Annotated in this window: 18 protein-coding genes and 2 tRNA genes; 13 read left to right on the top strand and 7 right to left on the bottom strand. The window is 64.8% G+C overall.

Annotated features, from left to right (window positions below; translation table 11 throughout):
- Nucleotides 1-101: 101 nt before the first annotated feature.
- Nucleotides 102-413 (top strand): hypothetical protein, encoded by a 312-nt coding sequence (locus J2X92_RS05350; protein WP_307574024.1) that lies wholly within the window; start codon nt 102-104, stop codon nt 411-413.
- A gap of 29 nt (nt 414-442) precedes the next feature.
- On the opposite strand, the gene J2X92_RS05345 is transcribed toward J2X92_RS05350, so the two are convergent.
- The gene (locus J2X92_RS05345) at nt 443-1,585 is read right to left on the bottom strand and encodes a DSD1 family PLP-dependent enzyme (protein ID WP_307574022.1); all 1,143 of its coding nucleotides are present in this window, start codon (nt 1,583-1,585) and stop codon (nt 443-445) included.
- Nucleotides 1,586-1,715: 130 nt separating this feature from the next.
- On the bottom strand, nt 1,716-2,096 hold the full coding sequence (locus J2X92_RS05340; protein WP_307574020.1) for a hypothetical protein: 381 nt from the start codon (nt 2,094-2,096) through the stop codon (nt 1,716-1,718).
- 70 nt (nt 2,097-2,166) lie between these two features.
- Here J2X92_RS05340 and J2X92_RS05335 point away from each other — a divergent pair.
- Nucleotides 2,167-2,243, top strand: a tRNA-Arg gene (locus J2X92_RS05335).
- A gap of 58 nt (nt 2,244-2,301) precedes the next feature.
- Here J2X92_RS05335 and J2X92_RS05330 read toward each other — a convergent pair.
- The 4 genes from J2X92_RS05330 to J2X92_RS05315 form a co-directional block, all read right to left on the bottom strand.
- On the bottom strand, nt 2,302-2,832 hold the full coding sequence (locus tag J2X92_RS05330; RefSeq protein WP_307574019.1) for a cytochrome c precursor: 531 nt from the start codon (nt 2,830-2,832) through the stop codon (nt 2,302-2,304).
- Nucleotides 2,833-3,005: 173 nt separating this feature from the next.
- A tRNA-Pro gene (locus tag J2X92_RS05325) sits at nt 3,006-3,082 on the bottom strand.
- A gap of 35 nt (nt 3,083-3,117) precedes the next feature.
- Nucleotides 3,118-3,822, bottom strand: coding sequence for a glutathione binding-like protein (locus J2X92_RS05320; protein ID WP_307574017.1), 705 nt, complete (start codon nt 3,820-3,822; stop codon nt 3,118-3,120).
- 113 nt (nt 3,823-3,935) lie between these two features.
- Nucleotides 3,936-5,615, bottom strand: coding sequence for an FAD-dependent oxidoreductase (locus tag J2X92_RS05315; RefSeq protein ID WP_307574015.1), 1,680 nt, complete (start codon nt 5,613-5,615; stop codon nt 3,936-3,938).
- Nucleotides 5,616-5,779: 164 nt separating this feature from the next.
- On the opposite strand from J2X92_RS05315, the gene J2X92_RS05310 reads away from it, so the two are divergent.
- From J2X92_RS05310 to J2X92_RS05290, 5 genes are all read left to right on the top strand, one after another.
- Nucleotides 5,780-6,649: a GNAT family N-acetyltransferase gene (locus tag J2X92_RS05310; protein WP_307574013.1), complete on the top strand. Its 870-nt coding sequence runs from the start codon at nt 5,780-5,782 to the stop codon at nt 6,647-6,649.
- Between the two features lie 176 nt (nt 6,650-6,825).
- Nucleotides 6,826-8,964, top strand: a complete 2,139-nt coding sequence (gene ppk1 / locus J2X92_RS05305) for a polyphosphate kinase 1 (RefSeq protein ID WP_307574012.1) — start codon at nt 6,826-6,828, stop codon at nt 8,962-8,964.
- A 19-nt stretch (nt 8,965-8,983) separates the two neighbouring features.
- Nucleotides 8,984-9,445 (top strand): SixA phosphatase family protein, encoded by a 462-nt coding sequence (locus tag J2X92_RS05300; protein ID WP_093019016.1) that lies wholly within the window; start codon nt 8,984-8,986, stop codon nt 9,443-9,445.
- A gap of 224 nt (nt 9,446-9,669) precedes the next feature.
- The gene (locus J2X92_RS05295; RefSeq protein WP_307574011.1) at nt 9,670-10,536 is read left to right on the top strand and encodes a hypothetical protein; all 867 of its coding nucleotides are present in this window, start codon (nt 9,670-9,672) and stop codon (nt 10,534-10,536) included.
- Nucleotides 10,537-10,729: 193 nt separating this feature from the next.
- Nucleotides 10,730-11,533, top strand: coding sequence for a hypothetical protein (locus tag J2X92_RS05290; protein ID WP_307574010.1), 804 nt, complete (start codon nt 10,730-10,732; stop codon nt 11,531-11,533).
- A 6-nt stretch (nt 11,534-11,539) separates the two neighbouring features.
- On the opposite strand, the gene J2X92_RS05285 is transcribed toward J2X92_RS05290, so the two are convergent.
- Nucleotides 11,540-13,060, bottom strand: coding sequence for a Ppx/GppA phosphatase family protein (locus J2X92_RS05285; RefSeq protein WP_307574009.1), 1,521 nt, complete (start codon nt 13,058-13,060; stop codon nt 11,540-11,542).
- A 252-nt stretch (nt 13,061-13,312) separates the two neighbouring features.
- On the opposite strand from J2X92_RS05285, the gene pstS reads away from it, so the two are divergent.
- Genes pstS through phoB form a run of 6 tightly spaced genes read left to right on the top strand, consistent with a single transcriptional unit; the run spans nt 13,313 to nt 18,582 of the window.
- The gene (gene pstS / locus J2X92_RS05280; protein WP_307574006.1) at nt 13,313-14,350 is read left to right on the top strand and encodes a phosphate ABC transporter substrate-binding protein PstS; all 1,038 of its coding nucleotides are present in this window, start codon (nt 13,313-13,315) and stop codon (nt 14,348-14,350) included.
- 33 nt (nt 14,351-14,383) lie between these two features.
- The gene (gene pstC / locus J2X92_RS05275) at nt 14,384-15,463 is read left to right on the top strand and encodes a phosphate ABC transporter permease subunit PstC (RefSeq protein WP_307574004.1); all 1,080 of its coding nucleotides are present in this window, start codon (nt 14,384-14,386) and stop codon (nt 15,461-15,463) included.
- Nucleotides 15,460-16,344, top strand: coding sequence for a phosphate ABC transporter permease PstA (gene pstA, locus J2X92_RS05270; RefSeq protein ID WP_307574003.1), 885 nt, complete (start codon nt 15,460-15,462; stop codon nt 16,342-16,344). Before pstC ends, pstA begins: the two co-directional genes overlap by 4 nt.
- A gap of 20 nt (nt 16,345-16,364) precedes the next feature.
- A complete protein-coding gene (gene pstB, locus J2X92_RS05265; protein WP_307574002.1) occupies nt 16,365-17,144 on the top strand; it encodes a phosphate ABC transporter ATP-binding protein PstB in 780 nt (259 codons plus the stop codon).
- Nucleotides 17,145-17,160: 16 nt separating this feature from the next.
- Entirely contained in the window at nt 17,161-17,862 is a 702-nt protein-coding gene (gene phoU, locus J2X92_RS05260; protein WP_307574001.1) for a phosphate signaling complex protein PhoU, read from the top strand.
- A 27-nt stretch (nt 17,863-17,889) separates the two neighbouring features.
- Nucleotides 17,890-18,582 carry a phosphate regulon transcriptional regulator PhoB gene (gene phoB / locus J2X92_RS05255; RefSeq protein WP_055800201.1) on the top strand — a complete coding sequence of 231 codons (693 nt, stop codon included), beginning with the start codon at nt 17,890-17,892 and terminating at the stop codon, nt 18,580-18,582.
- Nucleotides 18,583-18,599: the final 17 nt, after the last annotated feature.

Raw genomic sequence — 18,599 nt, 5'->3', positions numbered from 1 at the left:
ATGAAGGTCACGTCTGGCGTCAATTAAAGGGAGGCGGGGGGTGGCGCGACTTGTCACATTCCCTAACAATTATTTCTTTTTGACTGCGACGGCGCTTCTGCATGTCGACCACGTTTTTCTGCAACTTCAGTGTGCCCGTCCCAGTGGCCGAGGATCGGTACAAGTACGTCCCTATCGTCGGGGTCTTTCGCAGCATCCCGGTGGACCAGATCGATGCGTGGGTCATGCACCCTGGCGGAGGCCCGCGCAGCGACCGTGAGCTTGCGAGCGAAGTTCTTGTCGAGGTGCGCAAGCCGCTAGGGACGAGCGGACGCACCGTGCCGCACTCTTTCGATGTGGCCGATGTTCTTCAGCTGGACCGTGCCGCCGCCATCGTCGTGTCCACCTTTCTTGCGGCATTGCCTCGCGGCTGAGGAGCCGCTGCTCCGTCGGCCGCTGCAGCTCAATGCCTGCCGCGGGCGTCCACCGGCCAAATCGCGATCAGCGTGTCGCCGTCCACCACGTGATAGGCGTCATGCAAATTGACGGTCGGGTCGCAGTGCGGCGTGACGAACTCGATGCGTTCGCCGAGGGCAGGACGCTCCCCGGCAAACAGCAGCTTGCCATGTTCATCGCCGAAGAATGCATAACGGCTCGCCAGATCGGCGCCGCGCGCCACCAGCGGAACGCCGCTGTCGGTTGCAAAGCACTTGGTGCCGCCGTCGACCGTGACCCAGTCGGCCGCATGGGTGCTGACCACCGCGGTTTGCACGAACAGTGACACCTCGAAGGGCGAAGACTGCCCCGGGCCGGCGAGCACTTGGGAATATTCGGCGTCCATGAAGACATAGGAGCCGGCCTGCAGTTCGGTGAATGCGTCGCGTCCTGCATCGAGGTCATGGGTGCCGGTGCCCGCGCCCGTGACGATCTCGAAATGAATGCCGCCGCGTTTGGCCTCGGCCACGATGCGCGCAATGGTTTCGCGCAGGCTGGCTGCCGCGGCACTGCGCTGTTGCCGGTCGGGTACGTGCTGCAGATTGCCGGCATAGGCCTGCAGGCCGCGCAGCTTCAGGCGCGGCTCGGCTGCAATGAGCCGTGCGAGTTCGAGCACCTGCGCCTCGCTGGCAGCGCCGGTGCGGTTGTAGCCGGCGCCGTAGTCGACCAGCACCTCGAGCGGGTGCGGCAGGCCGAGCGTGGCTTCTGCAAGGTCAGCCGCGTTGCGCGGATCGTCCACCACCACCATCATTCCGCCGGGGCCCGCGAGCCTGGCCAGCTTGACCACCCGCGCGATCTTGCTCGGAGTGACGGCAGGCGAGGTGATCAGTACCCCCGGAATGCCGGCCTTGACCATCACCTCCGCCTCGCCCAGCGTGACGCAGCTCACGCCGACCGCGCCCGCGGCCACCTGGCGCCGCGCAATCTGCACCGACTTGTGGGTCTTGACGTGCGGCCTGAGGCCGACACCCCGTGCCTTGGCAAAGGCGGCCATGCGCTCGATGTTGCGCGTCAGCGCGCCAAGGTCGAGCAGGAGCGCGGGTGTATCGAGCGACTGCCGACCACCTGCAAGGCCGATCAGCGGTGTGTTGACGTGCGTATCTGGAAGCATGAAGAGGCTTTCGGAGGGGCAGGGTGGGTCGCGTTCGTTGGCGAGGCCAAGAAATCGAACAGGGGAAATGATCGCACCGAAGGCATTCGGATGCCAGTTCGCGGAGGCTCCGTGAGCGCAGGAGAGCCCGTCAGTCGCCCCTCGACGATGACCGGAGCGTGGTGCGCCGGCGCGCCAGCCACCAGAGAAGCGCCGCATTGAAAGCCCAACCTCCCGCAAGCAGGATGAGTGCAGTTTGCGCGACGCCCGGCGTCAGATCGAGCGTCAGCAGCGCCAGCGACCATGGCAAAGCCCCCGCGATGGCCGCCAGCATGGCGGCCTCGCTCTCGGGAAAAGCCGCGGATGACGCGACGCACACCACGCCCATGGCCGTGTAGGCAATCGCGCCAAGGCGCCACCACGAAGGAAAGTGCGGTCGAGGGTTGGGTTCGGCGGTGTGCATGGGCTGACAATTGCGGTTGGCAGCATCATGCCGCGACAGCCGCTCGCGCGTGGCGGTGTAAGTCTTCACGCGGCGTGTTGTGCGGCAGGCTCATTCGCGGATGTTGGGTAGAATCCGGCCTTCCTTTCCGGCCCGGAATCTGCCCGTAGCTCAGTTGGATAGAGCACCTGCCTTCTAAGCAGGTTGTCGGGGGTTCGATCCCCTCCGGGCAGGCCATCTCACACCTTCACGCAAGCATCAGCTCTCCCGCAGGCATCCTGCGGCGAAGGTCATTTCATCCGGGAAACTGCACCACCGGGCCGGCAGGCTTGGTGCCCGGCGGAACAAAAGCGGGCGCCGGGTCGCCGCCGCGACCAAGCGAGCGGGTATAGGTGTAGATGGCCTTCAAGTCTGCGTCGGTCATCGCTCGCACGTTGAACCACGGCATGGGCGGGCGAGGCGTCATGGTCCGCGCATACTTCACCCATTGCTGCTGGCTCATGTCAGCCATGAACAGGCGCAGATTGACCGGGTATGTGGTGCCCCACGGGCCGGACCAGCCCAAGGCGTCACCTGTCAGCCACAGCTTCTCGTCGACCTCGCCGTTCTTGGGGGCGTAGCCGGGCGTGTGGCAATCGTTGCAGCCCGCGATCATCACCAGGTAGCGGCCGCGCTGGATCTCGCTCTTGTTCGCCTTCTGGCCGCTGCCTGTTTGCGCCCCAGCCAAGGCCGAGGACAGGAGGACGGCCAACACGGCGGTGGAGCGTGCAACGCGGCGAATCAGGTGGGCAGTCGGGGCGGCATGTGGATATGTGCAATCCTTCATTGGCTGGCTCCTGGGTATGGTGTTCATGTCGAAGTAGACATGGCACCACGGTAGCCACCGGTGGCGGGCTGCGCATGGGCGCTTCAACCATTTGTACCTGGGTCTTTTGTCATGGGGTAGCCAAAAAGCAAAACGCCTGCAACAACTTACGTCATTGCAGGCGTTCACATTTTTGGTCGGGGCGAAAGGATTCGAACCTTCGACCCTCTGGTCCCAAACCAGATGCGCTACCAGGCTGCGCTACACCCCGACAAGCCTTCTATTCTAGCCCGGATATTGAGCCTCTCAGCGTTTCTCGTATTGAGTCTTTCCGAAAAGGATCTCGCGCTCCTTGTCGCCGGTGATCGGCTGGCGCAAATCGGCCAGCACTTTCACGCCGCGCTGCACGGCCGGACGCGCGGCAATGCCGTCGAACCAGGCCTTCAGGTGCGGGTAGTCGGTGAGGGTGATGCCCTGGTTTTCCCAGCTGCGCAGCCACGGAAAAATGGCGATGTCGGCAATCGAATAGGTCTTGCCGGCGATGAACTTGTTCTTCGACAGTTGCTTGTCGATCACGCCGTAGAGGCGCTTGGCCTCGTTGCTGTAGCGCTCGATGGCATAGCTGATCTTCTCGGGCGCATACATGCGAAAGTGATGCGCTTGCCCGAGCATGGGGCCCACGCCGCCCATCTGGAACATGAGCCACTGCAGCACGTCGTAACGCTCGCGATCGCTTTTGGGCAGCAGCTTGCCGGTCTTGCCCGCCAGGTAGACGAGGATCGCACCCGATTCGAAGAGCGAGATCGGCTTGCCGTCCGGACCGTCGGGGTCGGTGATGGCCGGAATCTTGTTGTTGGGGCTGATCTGCAGGAAGTCAGGAGTGAACTGGTCACCCTTGCCGATGTTGATTGGCCGGGCGTTGTACGGCAGGCCGCACTCCTCCAGCATGATGTGAATCTTGTGGCCATTGGGCGTGGGCCATGAATAGACCTCGATGGGCGATGCGGGCATGTCGCGGGGCTCCAAATGTGGGGTGTTGATTCGAGGGAGGCAGCATATACGCGGCCATTCAAACGCGCGCAGGCGCGGGAATTTCCCAAGCGGCTGACGAACGGTGAAGCCGATCAGGCCACGGCTGAATTGGATGACAGATGCTGGTGGATCAGCGCGACCACGGCAGCGCCTTCGCCAATAGCGCCGCCCACGCGCTTGACCGAGCCGGAGCGCACGTCACCCACGGCAAACACACCGTGCACGCTGGCTTCGAGCGCCGTGGCCGGCCGCGCCGGAAAGCCGCTGCTGGCCGCGCTGCCCGTCAGCACGAAGCCGTGCTTGTCGACCGACACACCGCAGCCGTCGAGCCAACTGGTCTCTGGTTCGGCGCCGACGAAAAGAAAGATGTTGCGCGCCGCGCAGTCGTGCTCGAGGCCGGTGTCCTGGCAGCGCCAGGTCGCACCCGTGAGGCCTTGCTCCGAGCCGCCGTTCAGCTTCACCAGCTGAGTGTGCGGATGCAGTTCGATGTTGGGCGTGGCCTCGATGCGATCGATCAGGTAGCGCGACATGCTGGCCGCGAGCGAAGGGCCGCGCACCAGCACGTTGACCTTGGCGGCATGGCGCGACAGGAACACCGCGGCCTGGCCCGCCGAGTTGCCGCCGCCGACCAGCGCCACCTCCTGCTGCGAACAAAGCTTGGCTTCGATGGCAGACGCCCAGTACCAGATGCCGCGGCCTTCGAATTCGGAAAGACGCGGCACGTCGGGCCGGCGGTAGCGTGCGCCGCTGGCAATCACCACCGTGCGCGCGTTGATGGTTCGGCCGTCGGCAAGGGCGATGCGCAGGCCGCCAATAGGGTTGTCGCGCGTGCAGTCCAACGACGTGACCTTGGCCGGAATCAGCATCTCCACGCCGAACTTCTGCGCCTGCACGAAGGCGCGGCCTGCTAGCGCCTGGCCCGATATGCCGGTCGGAAAGCCCAGGTAGTTCTCGATGCGCGCGCTGGCACCGGCTTGGCCCCCGAAGGCCCGGCAGTCGAGCACGATCACGCGCAGCCCCTCTGAGGCCGCATACACCGCGGTCGCAAGGCCGGCGGGGCCGGCACCGACCACGGCCACGTCGTACAGCTCGTCGCGCTCTTCCGTGTCGACCATGCCCAAGCAGCGCGCCAGCGCATCCTCCGCCGGATTGACCAGTACCGAGCCATCAGGGCACACGGCCAGCAACTTGCAGGTGCCGTACTGTTCCAGCAGCGCCGCGGCATCAGGATCTTCCGCCGCATCGACCAAGTGATAGGGGTGGCCGTTGCGGCGAAGAAAGTTCTCCAGCCGCGCCATGTCCGGCGACTGCGGCTGGCCGATCAGCACCGGCCCGCTGGCGCCGGATTCGATCAGCGCCACGCGTCGCAGGATCAGCGCACGGGTGATGCGCTCGCCAAGATCGGCCTCGGCCACGAGAAGCGCGCGCAGCTGTGCCGGCGGGACGATCAGCGCTTCGACTTCTTCGTCGGCATGGCCGTCGACCAGGGAAGGGCGGCCGCTCAACTGGCCTACTTCGGCAAGAAATTCGCCCGGGCCTTGGCGCACGATCGGCACCACGTGCCCCAGGCCGTCGCGCTGCGTGACGGCCACCACGCCCTTGAGCAGAACGAACATGCCGGGGCTCGTTTCCCCGGCGGTGAACAGCCGCTCCCCGCGTGCAAAGCGCTGCACGGCTCCGAAGTGCGCAATGCGCGCGATCTCGGTGTCGCTCAGAACGGGAAAGGTCTGGTGAAGACGATTGTCGAAATTGCTGCTTGCGGCTGTGGCCATGTACAGAAGCTCCTTGTCGCGGACCCAACGCATTAGACAACCAAGCGGCCCTCTCATGCGCATGCCCGTCGAACACGCTGTAACCCGCGTCATGCAAATGCAATGCCACTGACATGCGGGTTTCACCGCAGGTGCAGAGACTCCATCGGCAGAAAGGGTTCCCCATGAAAGAACTGCCCAACCCGACGTTTCCGCTGTCGCAGATCGGACTGCGCGCCGCCTGGTGGCCGGCTCCGGCCGCCGCGCGCACGGCGGTGCCTGAGGCCCCCGCTGCCGTGCCGGTGCCGCCGGTGGTCGTCGACGCCAAGCAAGGCATCACCGTGAGCTGGGCGCGCCACCTGGACGAAGTGCGTGCGGCGCAGCGACTGCGCCACCAGGTGTTCGTCGGCGAAATGGGCGCACGCGTGAGTACGTCGCTGGCGGGCCACGACATCGACCTGTTCGACGATTTCTGCGAGCACCTGCTGGTGCGCGAAGAACTCACGCAACAAGTGATTGGAACTTACCGCGTACTCACGCCGGCCCAGGCCCGGCGCGTGGGCAGCACCTACAGCGACACCGAGTTCGACCTGACCCGCCTGCGCGACTTGCGCGAGCGCATGGTCGAGCTGGGCCGCAGTTGCGTGCATCCGGACCATCGTCAGGGCGGCGTAATCCTCGCGCTCTGGGGTGCCCTGGCGGGCTTCATGCATCGCAACAAGCTCGACACCATGATCGGCTGCGCGAGCATTCCCATGTCGCACAACGGCGTGACCAGCGGCGACGCGGCGGCCAGCATCTGGCGCCAGCTGTCGGCCAGCCACATGGCGCCGATCCAATACCAGGTGCAGCCGCGGCTGCCGCTGCCAATCGAAAGGCTGGACGGCGCGCTCGACGTCGAGCCGCCAGCGTTGATCAAGGGTTACCTGCGCCTGGGCGCCAAGGTGCTGGGCGCGCCGGCCTGGGACCCCGACTTCAACACCGCGGACCTGCCGATGCTGATGCGCATCGACGACCTGCCGTCGCGCTACCGCAAGCACTTTCTCGGCGCATGAAGCCGGCGGTTGCCCGGCCCGCTGCCAGGCCATCCGCCTCTTCGTCTGGCATGGAGGAGCCGGGCGCCGGCCAGCCGGCGTCACAGGAGCGTCACGGAAACGTCACAAACGAGGGCGACACTGTCATATTTCCGCCTACATGTGCTCCCGTGCCGCTTGCTCCAGAATCAGTGCCCATGCAATCTGCTCCCGCTGACCGGACGCTGTCGTCCGCGGCATCGGCTTTCACGCTGCTCGACCGCGATCACAGCATCCTGTCTTTCAACGAGCGCGTGCTCGACTGGGCCCACCGGCCCGAAGTTCCGCTGATCGAGCGTCTTCGCTACCTGTGCATCGTTTCGTCGAACCTCGACGAGTTCTTTGAAGTGCGTGCCGCGCCGCACCTGATTGCAAGCAGTGCCGGCGACCAGAAGGGCAGCTACACCATCGAATCGTTCGAGCGGCTGGCCGAGGCGGCCCACACGCTGGTGGCGCGCCAGTACACGCTCTACAACGACGAGCTGATGCCGACCTTTGCAAAGCACGGCATCCACATCATTTCGCACGGCGAACGCAATGCGGCGCAGCGCAAGTGGGTCAGCGAATATTTCGAGCGCGAAGTGCGTCCGCTGCTGATTCCGGTCGGATTGGATCCGGCGCACCCGTTTCCGCAGGTGGCCAACAAGTCGCTCAATTTCATCGTGCGGCTCGGCGGCAAGGACGCCTTCGGCCGCGAGAACCCGATCCAGATCGTCAAGGTGCCGCGCGTGCTGCCGCGCGTGATCCGCATGCCGGCCAAGGTGTCTGACGGCAAGACGCTGTTCGTGGCGCTTTCGAGCGTGGTGCGCGCGCATCTCTCCAGCATGTTCCCGGGGCGCGAAGTGGGCGACTTCTCGCAGTTCCGCGTTACCCGGCATTCCGATCTTGCGGTGGACGAGGAAGACGTCAAGAACCTGCGCACCGCATTGCGACAAGGCTTGCAGCACCGGCATTACGGGCAAGCCGTGCGGCTCGAGGTGTCTGCCAGCTGCGCCGAATCGCTCGCTAGCTTTTTGCTGGCGCAGTTCAACCTGCCCGCGCAGGCGCTCTACCGCGTGCACGGGCCGGTCAATCTGGCGCGGCTGACCCAATTGATCGATCTGCTGGAGGAGCCGCAGCTGCTCTTCCCGCCTTACGCCGCCTCGTATCCGGTCACGCTGTCTCCTGCACAGTCCTTCTTCGAGCGGCTGCAGCGCGGCGACGTGCTGATCCACCAGCCCTTCGAGAGCTTCGATGGCGTGCTCGCGTTCTTGCGCGAAGCGGTCCAAGACCCGCAGGTGCTGGCCATCAAGCAGACCATCTACCGCACGGGCGCCGATTCTGAACTGATGGACCTGCTGCGCGAAGCCGTGCGCCGCGGCAAGGAAGTGACCGTGGTGGTGGAGCTCAAGGCGCGCTTCGACGAAGAGGCCAACATCAACTGGGCCGAAATGCTGGAGTCGATTGGCGCGCAGGTGGTGTATGGCGTGGTCGGCTTGAAGACCCACGCCAAGATGCTGCTGGTGACGCGCCGCGAAGGCAAGCAGATGCGCCGCTACGGCCATCTCTCCACCGGCAACTACAACCCGCGCACCGCCAGGCTCTACACCGACATCAGCCACCTGACGGCCGATCCGCTGCTGACGGCCGACATGGAAGCAGTGTTCGTCCATCTTGCCAGCCAGAGCCGGCTGCCCAAGCTCAACCGCATGTGGCTGGCGCCGTTCGACCTGCACAAGAACCTCATCTTGCAGATCGACGCGCTGAGCCTGGCGGCCGCCACGGGCGAGCCCACGCGCATCGTCGCCAAGATGAATGCGCTCACCGACGAGCAACTGGTGGCCGCACTCATGCGGGCGGGCCAGAGCGGGGTGAAGATCGACCTCATCGTGCGCGGCGCTTGCACCTTGCCGGCGCAGGTGCCGGGGCTGACCGACAACGTTCGCGTGCGTTCGGTGATCGGACGTTTTCTCGAACACTCGCGGGTCTTCTACTTTCGCAGCGGCGAGGAAGAATCGCTCTACCTTTCGAGCGCCGACTGGATGAACCGCAACATGATGCGGCGCATCGAGCTGGCTTGGCCCGTGACCGACCCCAGCCTTCGCCAGCGCCTGATCGACGAATGCCTGGTGGCCTATCTGCACGACGGGCGCGATGCCTGGGGCCTGGGAGGCGACGGCATCTATACGCGCGTCGACCACGACACCCATCCGGGCGAGGAGGGCGCGTCGCGCGTCATCGAAGCGCATGGCGCACAGACCGCGCTGATGAACCGATATGCATTGCGAGGCCACCACTCCGATGCATCCAGCAACTGACGACCGAAAGACCACAAGCATGGACTTGATCTTCTGGCGCCATGCCGAGGCCGAGGACTGGACCGAGGGCTGCGACGACCTGCAGCGCTCCCTTACCGCGCGCGGTGAAAAGCAGGCCAAACGCATGGCCAGCTGGCTCGACCGGCAACTGCCCGATGGCACGCGCATCATCTGCAGCCCTGCACGGCGCTGCGAGCAGACCGTGCTCGCCCTCGGCCGCAAATACAAGCTGCGCTCCGAACTCGCGCCGGACACCACGCCCGAGGCCATGCTGGGCGCGGCCGGCTGGCCGAATGGCAAGTCGGTGGTGCTGATGGTCGGCCATCAGCCATCGGTGGGGCAGGCCATTTCTCTGCTTCTCGGCCTGAAGCAGGACAGCTGCCCGGTTCGCAAGGGTTCCCTGTGGTGGATCCGGACCCGCGAACGCGACGGCGACGTGCAGACCGTGGTGGTCACCGTGCAGTCTCCCGAGCTTCTCTAGCACCCATCGCCGTCTTCGCGGCGGCAATCTTTGACCGCCTCTTTCGGGCAGGCGCTTTGTCATGGGGCCAGCCAAAGGCGGCGGGGCGCTTGTCTCCCGGGAGAAGGTGCGCACCGCTCATGTGCGCACGGGGCGCAATTTCTACAGTGACTCCACGGCAAGACGCCTTGCCCCGATGAGGGGAAAGAAGCGGCTCCAGCCGGCCAATTCACTGGGGAACACGCATGAAACTGCTCCACCCGCTGCCAAAAAGCTTCACGAGCATGCTGCGCCGAGACGCATGCATGTCGTTGAATATGCTGACGCTTCTGCTCGTTGCCGCAGCCCTCCTGTCGGGCTGTGCGACGAACACCTCCCAGCCTGCGCTGAAGGCCCGCTACGAAGCTGCCCGCTCGATCGTGAGGGTCGAACTCATCTACAACGAGGAAGACCAGCTCATCGTCACGGACGGCGGCGGCTCCGGGTTGACGGGCTTCGCGGGGCTCCTGGGGCCCATCGGCGCGATATTGGCTCTGACCGTTGACACCAGCAGCCGGATGGGCATGGCCGCCCGCACCGACCAGCGCAGCAAGGAGTTCACAGCGGCTTTGAAGAGCAGCGGCGCGGCCATGACACTCAACAGACAATTCGCGGAGCAACTGGCAACGCGCCTGCGCAGCAGCGGCCGCGAGGTGAAAGTGACGCCTTTCATGCGCGCGACCGGACAGCTCGCCGAGATGCAGGTGCCCGAACTCCGTCCCACGCCCGGCTACAGCACGCTGATCCTGCGAATCACGACGGCGTACAGCGCCGCTGATGCGACGTCGAGCTTCAAGCCGTTCGTGCTGGTCGAGCAGCTGCTGCGCAACGAGCAGCAGGCAGTAATCCATCAGGCGTCCAGCTTCGCTGATGTGACTGAGCCGACCTACTTCATGTACGACGGCTTGCTCAAGGACACCGCAGCTGCCCATCAAGGGCTGAAGCAGGGGCTCGACCGGGTCGTGCAGCCGGCCTATGCGGGCATGTTCGGGGACGACGAGCCGCGCACGGTTCGGGCGGCCTCGACCCAGACAGCTGCCTCGAGCTCAACTGAAGCTGCGCAAGCCCGCTGAGTTCTTGGCGCAATGCATGAGAACTTAGTGCGTTAAATCTGCGCCGGACGAGAACTTTTTAACGAAATCTCAAGGGCCGGAACGGGCCAGGCTGGCATACTGCCCGGGTCAGATGCATTTAGTCACAAATAGCATCGATAACTTACAAAGTGGGCGGCGAACGCTGCCGCAACGGTCCTTCCCCGCAGTCGCCATGAAAACGCTTGTATTCCTGCTTGCAGCCGCGGCCCTCCTGGCCGGATGTGCGACACACCAGCCCGAACTGCAGGCACGCCCCGACGCCACCCGATCGCTGGCAAAGATCGAACTCCTCTACAACGAAGAAGACCAGTTCACCGTGGTGGACGGCGGCGGTTCCGCCATCGTGGGCTTGGCCGGGTTTCTGGGACCCGTCGGCACGCTGGTAGCGCTTGGTTTCGAAGTGGGCAGCCGGGCCAACCTGGGCGAGCGCAACGAGCGGCGCAGCAAGGAATTCATGGCGGCACTGAAGAACGATAGCGCGGCCGCCCCGTCCCTCAGCAGGCAATTCGCGGAAAATTTCGCGGCGCGCCTGCGGGAGAGCGGCCGCGAAGTGAAGCTGACACCCGCCTACCGCGTCAACGGCCCGGTCGCCGAGATGAAGGCGCTCGGACATCGGCCCACCCCTGGCTACGGCACGCTGACGATGCGGATCACGGCAGCGTACGGCGCCCCCGATTCCACGTCCAGCTTCAAGCCCTTCGTCGCCGTCGAGCAGGTGCTGCGCGACGAGCAGCAGTCGGTGGTGTACCAGGCAACCCACACCGCCGACCTGGCGCAACCGGCCTACTTCATGTACGAGGGCCTCCTTCAGGACTCCAAAGGAGCGCGAGAAGGGCTCAGGCAGGGCTTTGCACAGGCTGTGCAGCCGGCTTATTCCGAGATGTTCGGCGCCGACGAGCCGCGTCTTGCTGCCACCGCCGAGCCCACGCGTACGGCCGGCCTCGACGCAGCCTCAACGCAAAGCGAAGTGAAGTGAAGCGCCTCAGCAGCCGCTGAGTTCCACGCGCCAACTGCTGGTCTTCTGCCAGGCCAGCACTTCTTCCCGGAGCAGGTGTGCGGACTGCGGATAGGCCTCGGCCCAGTCTGGCGCGCAGGCGATCGTGAATGCCCTGGCGCCCAGCGTCGCGAGATGCAGTGCCCGCGGATCGGGATCGCGGCGGGCGTGGCATAGGATCACCGCAAGGCGCAGCGACAGCAGCTGCATCACGAAGGTCTCGTCTTCCAATGCGGCATCGAGCTTGCGCAGCTTGCCGCGCTGCCCCAGCACCAGTTGGCCCAGCGCGTGCAGTTCGTTGACGGCAAAGCCGGGCGCATCGGTGTTGTCCAGGATGTAGGCACCGTGCTTGTGATAGTCGCTGTGCGAAACCAGCGTGCCGATTTCGTGCAGCTGCGCTGCCCAGCCGAGCTTGCGCAGCGCACGCCCGGCGCGGCTGCCGGAGCTGCCGCCGCGCGCGGCGGGTGCGAGCTGCACGTACAGTGCCGCGGCTGTTTCGCCGACCCGACGGGCCTGGGCCGTGTCGACAGCGAACCGGTTGGCCAGCCGCGCCACGGTGGCGGTGCGCATGTCGGCCACGCCTTCGTCGCGTTCCAGCAATTCGTAGAGCACGCCGTGGCGCAGCGCGCCCTGGGCCACCTTCATCTCGTCGATGCCGAGCAGGTCGAACACCGCCCGCAGCACGCTCACGCCGCCGCCGATGACGGGCTTGCGGTCTTCGCGCATGCCGTCGATGCGCAGCTTGTCGGTGCTGCCGGCCTTGAGCAGGCGGTCGACCAGCCAGTCGAGGCCGTCGCGGGTGATCAGGCCCGGCTCGCCGCCTGCCGCGGCCAGCACGTCGCCCACCGCGCCGATGGTCCCTGATGCGCCATAGGCCACGTCCCACTGGTCGCGGGTGTAACTCGAGAGCGCGTCGTCCAGGACGGCCTTGGCAGCCACCTCGGCGGCCCGGAATGCCGCCGGGGTGAAGAGGCCTTCCGCGAAGTGCTTCATCGACCACGCGACGCTGCCGACGCGGTAGGACTCCATCAGCTCGGCGTCCATTGCGCGTCCGATGATCATTTCTGTAGAACGCCCGCCGATGTCGACCACCAGCCGGCGTTCCCGGTCGGACGCATCGGTGTGCGGCAGCATGTGCGCCACGCCCTGGTAGATCAGGCGGGCTTCTTCACGGCCTGGAATCACGTCGATGCCAAACCCCAGGATGGTGCGCGCGCGCAGCAGGAATTCTTCTCGGTTGCGGGCCTCGCGCAGCGTTTGGGTGGCCACGGCGCGCACCTGCGAGCGCTTGAACCCGGCCAGCCGCTCGCCAAAACGGGCGAGCGCGTCCCAGCCGCGCTGCATGGCTTCCGGCGTGAGGTTTCGGGCGCTGTCCAGGCCGTTGCCCTGGCGCACCGTTTCCTTGAGGTATTCGGTGCGGTGGATCTGGCCGTGGTCGACCTGGCCGATCTCGAGCCTGAAGCTGTTGGAGCCGAGATCGACTGCGGCGAGGCGGGTGCCGTTTTGCATGTAGTTGTAGTGAAGAGGGCGGTATCTCTGATCGTAGCGCCGTGACAGGTGCGCCGCCCCCGCGATTCGCCGGTGGCGAGGCTCGAAAGGCTAGGCGCGGCGAATGACGTTTGTGTGACAGCGTCACAAACGCCGGGAGGGAGCAGCGCCATTTTCCCTCTACGGCCGGGTGTCACACCGATGTCACACAAGCTTCCTAGAGTCCGTTCCAAGCCCGAAAGGGACTACTTCTTACTTCTAAACGGAAGCCATATGAAAACGACTTTCAAATTTGCAGCCGCCGGCCTCGTGGCCGCGGTCTTCGCCCATGTTCCCGCTTTCGCACAAGACGTGACCGGTGCCGGCGCCAGCTTTCCGGCGCCGCTGTATGCCAAGTGGGCCTCCGATTTCAACAAGGCCACGGGCGTCAAGATCAATTACCAATCGGTTGGTTCGGGCGCGGGCTTGAAGCAGATCGAAGCCAAGACGGTCGATTTCGGCGCTTCCGATGCGCCCCTGAAGGACGAAGAACTCCAGTCCAAGGGCCTGATGCAGTTCCCCACCGTCATCGGCGGCGTGATTCCCGTGGTCAACATCCCAGGCATCAAGCCTGGCGAACTGAAGCTCAACGGCCAGGTCCTGGGCGACATCTACCTGGGCAAGATCACCAAGTGGAACGACCCCGCCATCAAGGCGCTGAATGGCTCGCTGGCCCTGCCGGACGCTGCCATTGCGCCGGTTCGCCGCGCCGATGGCTCGGGCACCAGCTTCCTGTTCACCAACTACCTGAGCAAGGTCAACGCCGAGTGGAAGACGAAGGTCGGCGAGGGCACGGCCGTGAACTGGCCGACCGGCGCGGGTGGCAAGGGCAATGAAGGCGTTGCTGCCTTCGTGAACCGCCTGCCCAACTCGATCGGCTATGTCGAGTACGCGTACGTCAAGCAGAACAAGATGAACTTTGCCCAGCTGCAGAACGCGGCCGGCAACTTCGTCTCGCCTGAAGACACGGCCTTCAAGGCCGCCGCCGCTGGCGCCGACTGGAACAAGAGCTTCTACCAGGTGCTGACCAATCAGGCCGGCAAGGATGCATGGCCCATCACCGGCGCCACCTTCATCCTGATGCACAAGGTGCAGGACAAGCCCGCCAACGCGACCACCGTGCTCAAGTTCTTCGACTGGGCCTACAAGGGCGGCGACAAGACGGCCGACGATCTCGACTACGTGCCGATGCCCGATGCCGTGAAGGCCACGATCGCCAAGGCATGGGGTGAAGTGAAGGATGCATCGGGCAAGCCGGTCGCCTTCAAGTAAGCCATCAACCCTAAAGTCAAGAACGGCGCATCCATGAGCAGCTCTTCGCTCCAGGACGCGCCGCATTCGTCATTGCCGGAGCGACCCGTGTCATCCACTTATCCTGCTTCCGCATCCACGATCGACCTCGCGGCTGAACGCGGCCGCGCCACCGCGCCGCCGCCTGCCAAGGCTCCGCGCTCGGGCCCCATGGCCGACCGTCTGTTCGGCTGGGCCGCCAAGGGCGCCGCGCTGCTCACGCTCGCGATGCTGATCGGCATCCTGCTGTCATTGATCGCCGGCGCCTGGCCCGCCATCTCGAAGTACGGCCTGGGCTTTCTCACCAGCAGCGTGTGGGACCCGGTGCAGAACGAGTACGGCGGCCTGGTCATGATCTACGGCACGCTGGCCACGTCGATCATCGCGCTGGTGATTGCCGTGCCGGTGAGCTTCGGCATTGCGCTGTTCCTCACCGAGCTGTCACCCAACTGGCTCAAGCGCCCGCTGGGCACGGCCATTGAATTGCTCGCCGCCGTGCCGTCGATCGTGTACGGCATGTGGGGCCTCCTGGTGTTCGGCCCGATCTTGTCAACCTGGGTGCAGCAGCCGCTGCAGAAGCTGCTTGCCGGCGTGCCGTACCTCGGCGCGCTGGTGTCGGGTCCTCCCGTGGGCATCGGCATTCTTTCGGCCGGCATCATTCTCGCGATCATGATCATTCCGTTCATCGCCTCGGTGATGCGCGACGTGTTCGAAGTGACGCCGCCGCTGCTCAAGGAGTCGGCCTACGGTCTCGGCTCCACGACATGGGAAGTGGTCTCGAAGGTCGTGCTGCCCTACACCAAGGCCGGCGTGATCGGCGGCATCATGCTCGGCCTTGGCCGGGCGCTGGGCGAAACGATGGCGGTCACCTTCGTGATCGGCAACATGAACCAGCTCAATTCGCTGTCGGTGTTCGAGGCTGCCAACAGCATCACCTCGGCACTTGCCAATGAGTTTGCCGAAGCCGGCGCGGGCCTGCACCAGGCTGCGCTGATGTATCTCGGCCTGGTGCTGTTCTTCATCACCTTCGTTGTGCTGACGCTCTCGAAGGTGCTGCTGGCCCAGATGAAGAAGAGCGAAGGGACCAAGTCGTGAGTACTGCTGAAAGCCTCTTGAGCGCGAAGGCGCTCGCTGAAACCCGCCAGGCCAAGTTTGCCGCGCGCAACCGCGTCAACAAGATCGCGCTCACGCTGTCGCTCGCGGCGATGGTGTTCGGCGTGTTCTGGCTCGTCTGGATCCTGTGGGAGACGCTGCGCCTGGGCCTCGGCGGCCTGGCGCTTGCCACGTTCACCGAGATGACGCCGCCGCCAAACGAGGCGGGCGGCATCGCCAACGCCATCTTCGGCTCGTTCGTGATGGTGGCGCTGGCCACCTTCGTGGGCACCCCGATCGGCATCATGGCTGGCATCTACCTGGCCGAGTACAACCCCAAGGGCTGGCTGTCATCTGTGACGCGCTTCGTCAACGACATCCTGCTGTCGGCGCCGTCGATCGTGATCGGCCTGTTCGTGTATGCCGTGGTGGTGGCCTACTTCAAGACCTTCTCGGGTCTCGCGGGTGCGCTGTCTCTGGCGCTCATCGTGATTCCGGTGGTGATTCGCACCACCGAGAACATGCTGCAACTGGTGCCTCCGGGACTGCGTGAAGCGGCCTATGCGCTCGGCGCGCCGAAGTGGAAAGTGATCTTGAGCATCACGTTGCGCGCCGCGCGTGCCGGTGTGGTCACGGGTGTGCTGCTGGCCGTGGCCCGCATCGCCGGCGAAACCGCTCCGCTTCTCTTTACCGCGCTGAACAACCAGTTCTGGACCGCCGACATCAGCCAACCGATGGCCAGCCTGCCGGTGACGATCTTCAAGTTTGCGATGAGCCCGTACGAAAACTGGCAGCAGCTGGCCTGGGCCGGCGTGTTCCTGATCACGGTGGCCGTGCTCGCACTCAACATCCTGGCGCGCGTCCTCACGCGCAACAAACTCTGATTCAAGAAGAAGTAGCAACCATGCCAAATATCGTCGCAACACCGTCGCGCTCGAAGATCTCGGTCAAGGACCTGAACTTCTACTACGGCAAGTTCCACGCGCTCAAGGGCATCAACCTCGAGATCCCCGAGAACAAGGTCACTGCTTTCATCGGTCCGTCGGGCTGCGGCAAGTCGACCCTGCTGCGCACCTTCAACCGCATGTTCGAGCTCTACCCCGAGCAGCGCGCCGAAGGCACCATTGCACTGGACGGCGAGAACCTGCTCACGTCCAAGCAGGACGTGGCGCTGATTCGCGCAAAGATCGGCATGGTGTTCCAGAAGCCCACGCCGTTTCCGATGTCGATCTACGACAACATCGCCTTCGGCGTGAAGCTGTTCGAGAACCTGAGCGCCAGCGAAATGGACGACCGCGTGGAGTGGGCGCTCAAGAAGGCGGCGCTCTGGACCGAAGTGCGCGACAAGCTCCAGCAAAGCGGCTCGGGGCTTTCCGGCGGCCAGCAGCAGCGCCTGTGCATTGCCCGCGGCATTGCCATCAAGCCCGAAGTGCTGCTGCTCGACGAACCTTGCTCCGCACTCGACCCGATCTCGACTGCGAAGATCGAGGAGTTGATTGCCGAGCTGAAAAACGAGTACACCGTGGTCATCGTGACGCACAACATGCAGCAGGCCGCACGCTGCAGCGACTACACCGCCTACATGTACCTGGGCGACCTGATCGAGTTCGGCGCGACGGAGCAGATGTTCTTCAAGCCGCAGCGCAAGGAGACCGAGGACTACATCACCGGCCGTTTCGGCTGATGCCAAGGAGGCACACATGACTGAAAAACATCTCTCCAGCCAGTTCGACAGCGAACTCAACGGCGTTTCGTCGCGCGTGATGGAGCTTGGCGGCATGGTCGAGGCGCAGATCCACCAGGCGGTGTATGCGCTGCTGCAGTTCGACGCCGACGCGGCCGACCGCGTGATGGAAACCGAGCACCGCGTCAACGCGATGGAGATCGAGATCGACCGCGAGCTGTCGTCGATCATTGCGCGGCGCCAGCCGACGGCGCGCGACCTGCGCCTTTTGATTGCCATCTCCAAGACCACGGCCAACCTTGAGCGCGTGGGCGACGAGGCCAACAAGATCGCGCGCATGGTCAAGTCGATCATCGAGAGCGGCTCGGCCCGCGCGCTGCCCTCGAACGAGCTGCGCATTGCGGCCGACCTGGCCTCGGGCCTGCTGCGCACCGCGCTCGACGCGTTCGCGCGCCTGGACACGGCCGCGGCGCTGTCGATCCTGAAGGACGACGACCTGATCGACAAGGAGTTCGACGGCTTCGTGCGCAAGCTGGTCACCTACATGATGGAAGACCCGCGCACGATCTCCGCCAGTCTCGACCTGCTGTTCCTGGCCAAGGCCATCGAGCGCATTGGAGACCACGCCAAGAACATCGCCGAATTCATCATCTACATCGTCAAGGGTGCCGATGTGCGGCACACTTCGATGCAGGAAATCGAATCGGCGTTGAAGTAACAGCGAGCGAACGACTCCAAGCAAAGCATGAAGAAACCCCGAGTCCTGATCGTAGAAGACGAGTCGTCGATCGCCGAGCTGATCGCCGTCAACCTGCGCCACAACGGCTTCGAGCCGATCTGGTCAGAGGATGGCGCGGCTGCTCAGCGCGAGATCGACGCCTTCTTGCCGGATCTGATCCTGCTCGACTGGATGCTGCCGGGCCAGAGCGGCCTGCAGCTCGCACGCCAGTGGCGCAAGGATGCGCGCACCAAGGCGATCCCCATCCTGATGCTGACGGCGCGAGGCGACGAACCCGACAAGGTGGCCGGTCTCGATGCGGGTGCCGACGACTACATCACCAAGCCGTTTTCCACGCAGGAAATGCTCGCGCGCATCCGCGCCGTGCTGCGCCGCCGCGCGCCCGAGGTGGTCACGGAACGCGTGGAAATCGGCGAGCTTGCGCTCGACACCGCCACGCACCGCGTCACCTGGCAGGGCAATGCGCTCAAGGTGGGTCCGACCGAATTCAAGCTGCTGGCCTATCTGATGCAGCACGCGGAGCGCGTGCACAGCCGGGCGCAGCTGCTCGACAAGGTGTGGGGCGACCATGTCTACATCGAGGAACGCACGGTCGACGTGCACGTGAAGCGCCTGCGCGAATCGCTGGGCGCCGCTTCGCCCATGGTTGAAACGGTGCGCGGCGCCGGCTATCGCCTGACGGCCCAAGTCACGGTTTGATCGCGCCGGCTTTCATG

The organism is Variovorax paradoxus (assembly GCF_030811855.1).
Lineage (GTDB): Bacteria > Pseudomonadota > Gammaproteobacteria > Burkholderiales > Burkholderiaceae_C > Variovorax > Variovorax paradoxus_L.
The sequence above is the reverse complement of the archived record's forward strand: the minus strand, read 5'-3'. Positions and strand labels throughout refer to the sequence as shown.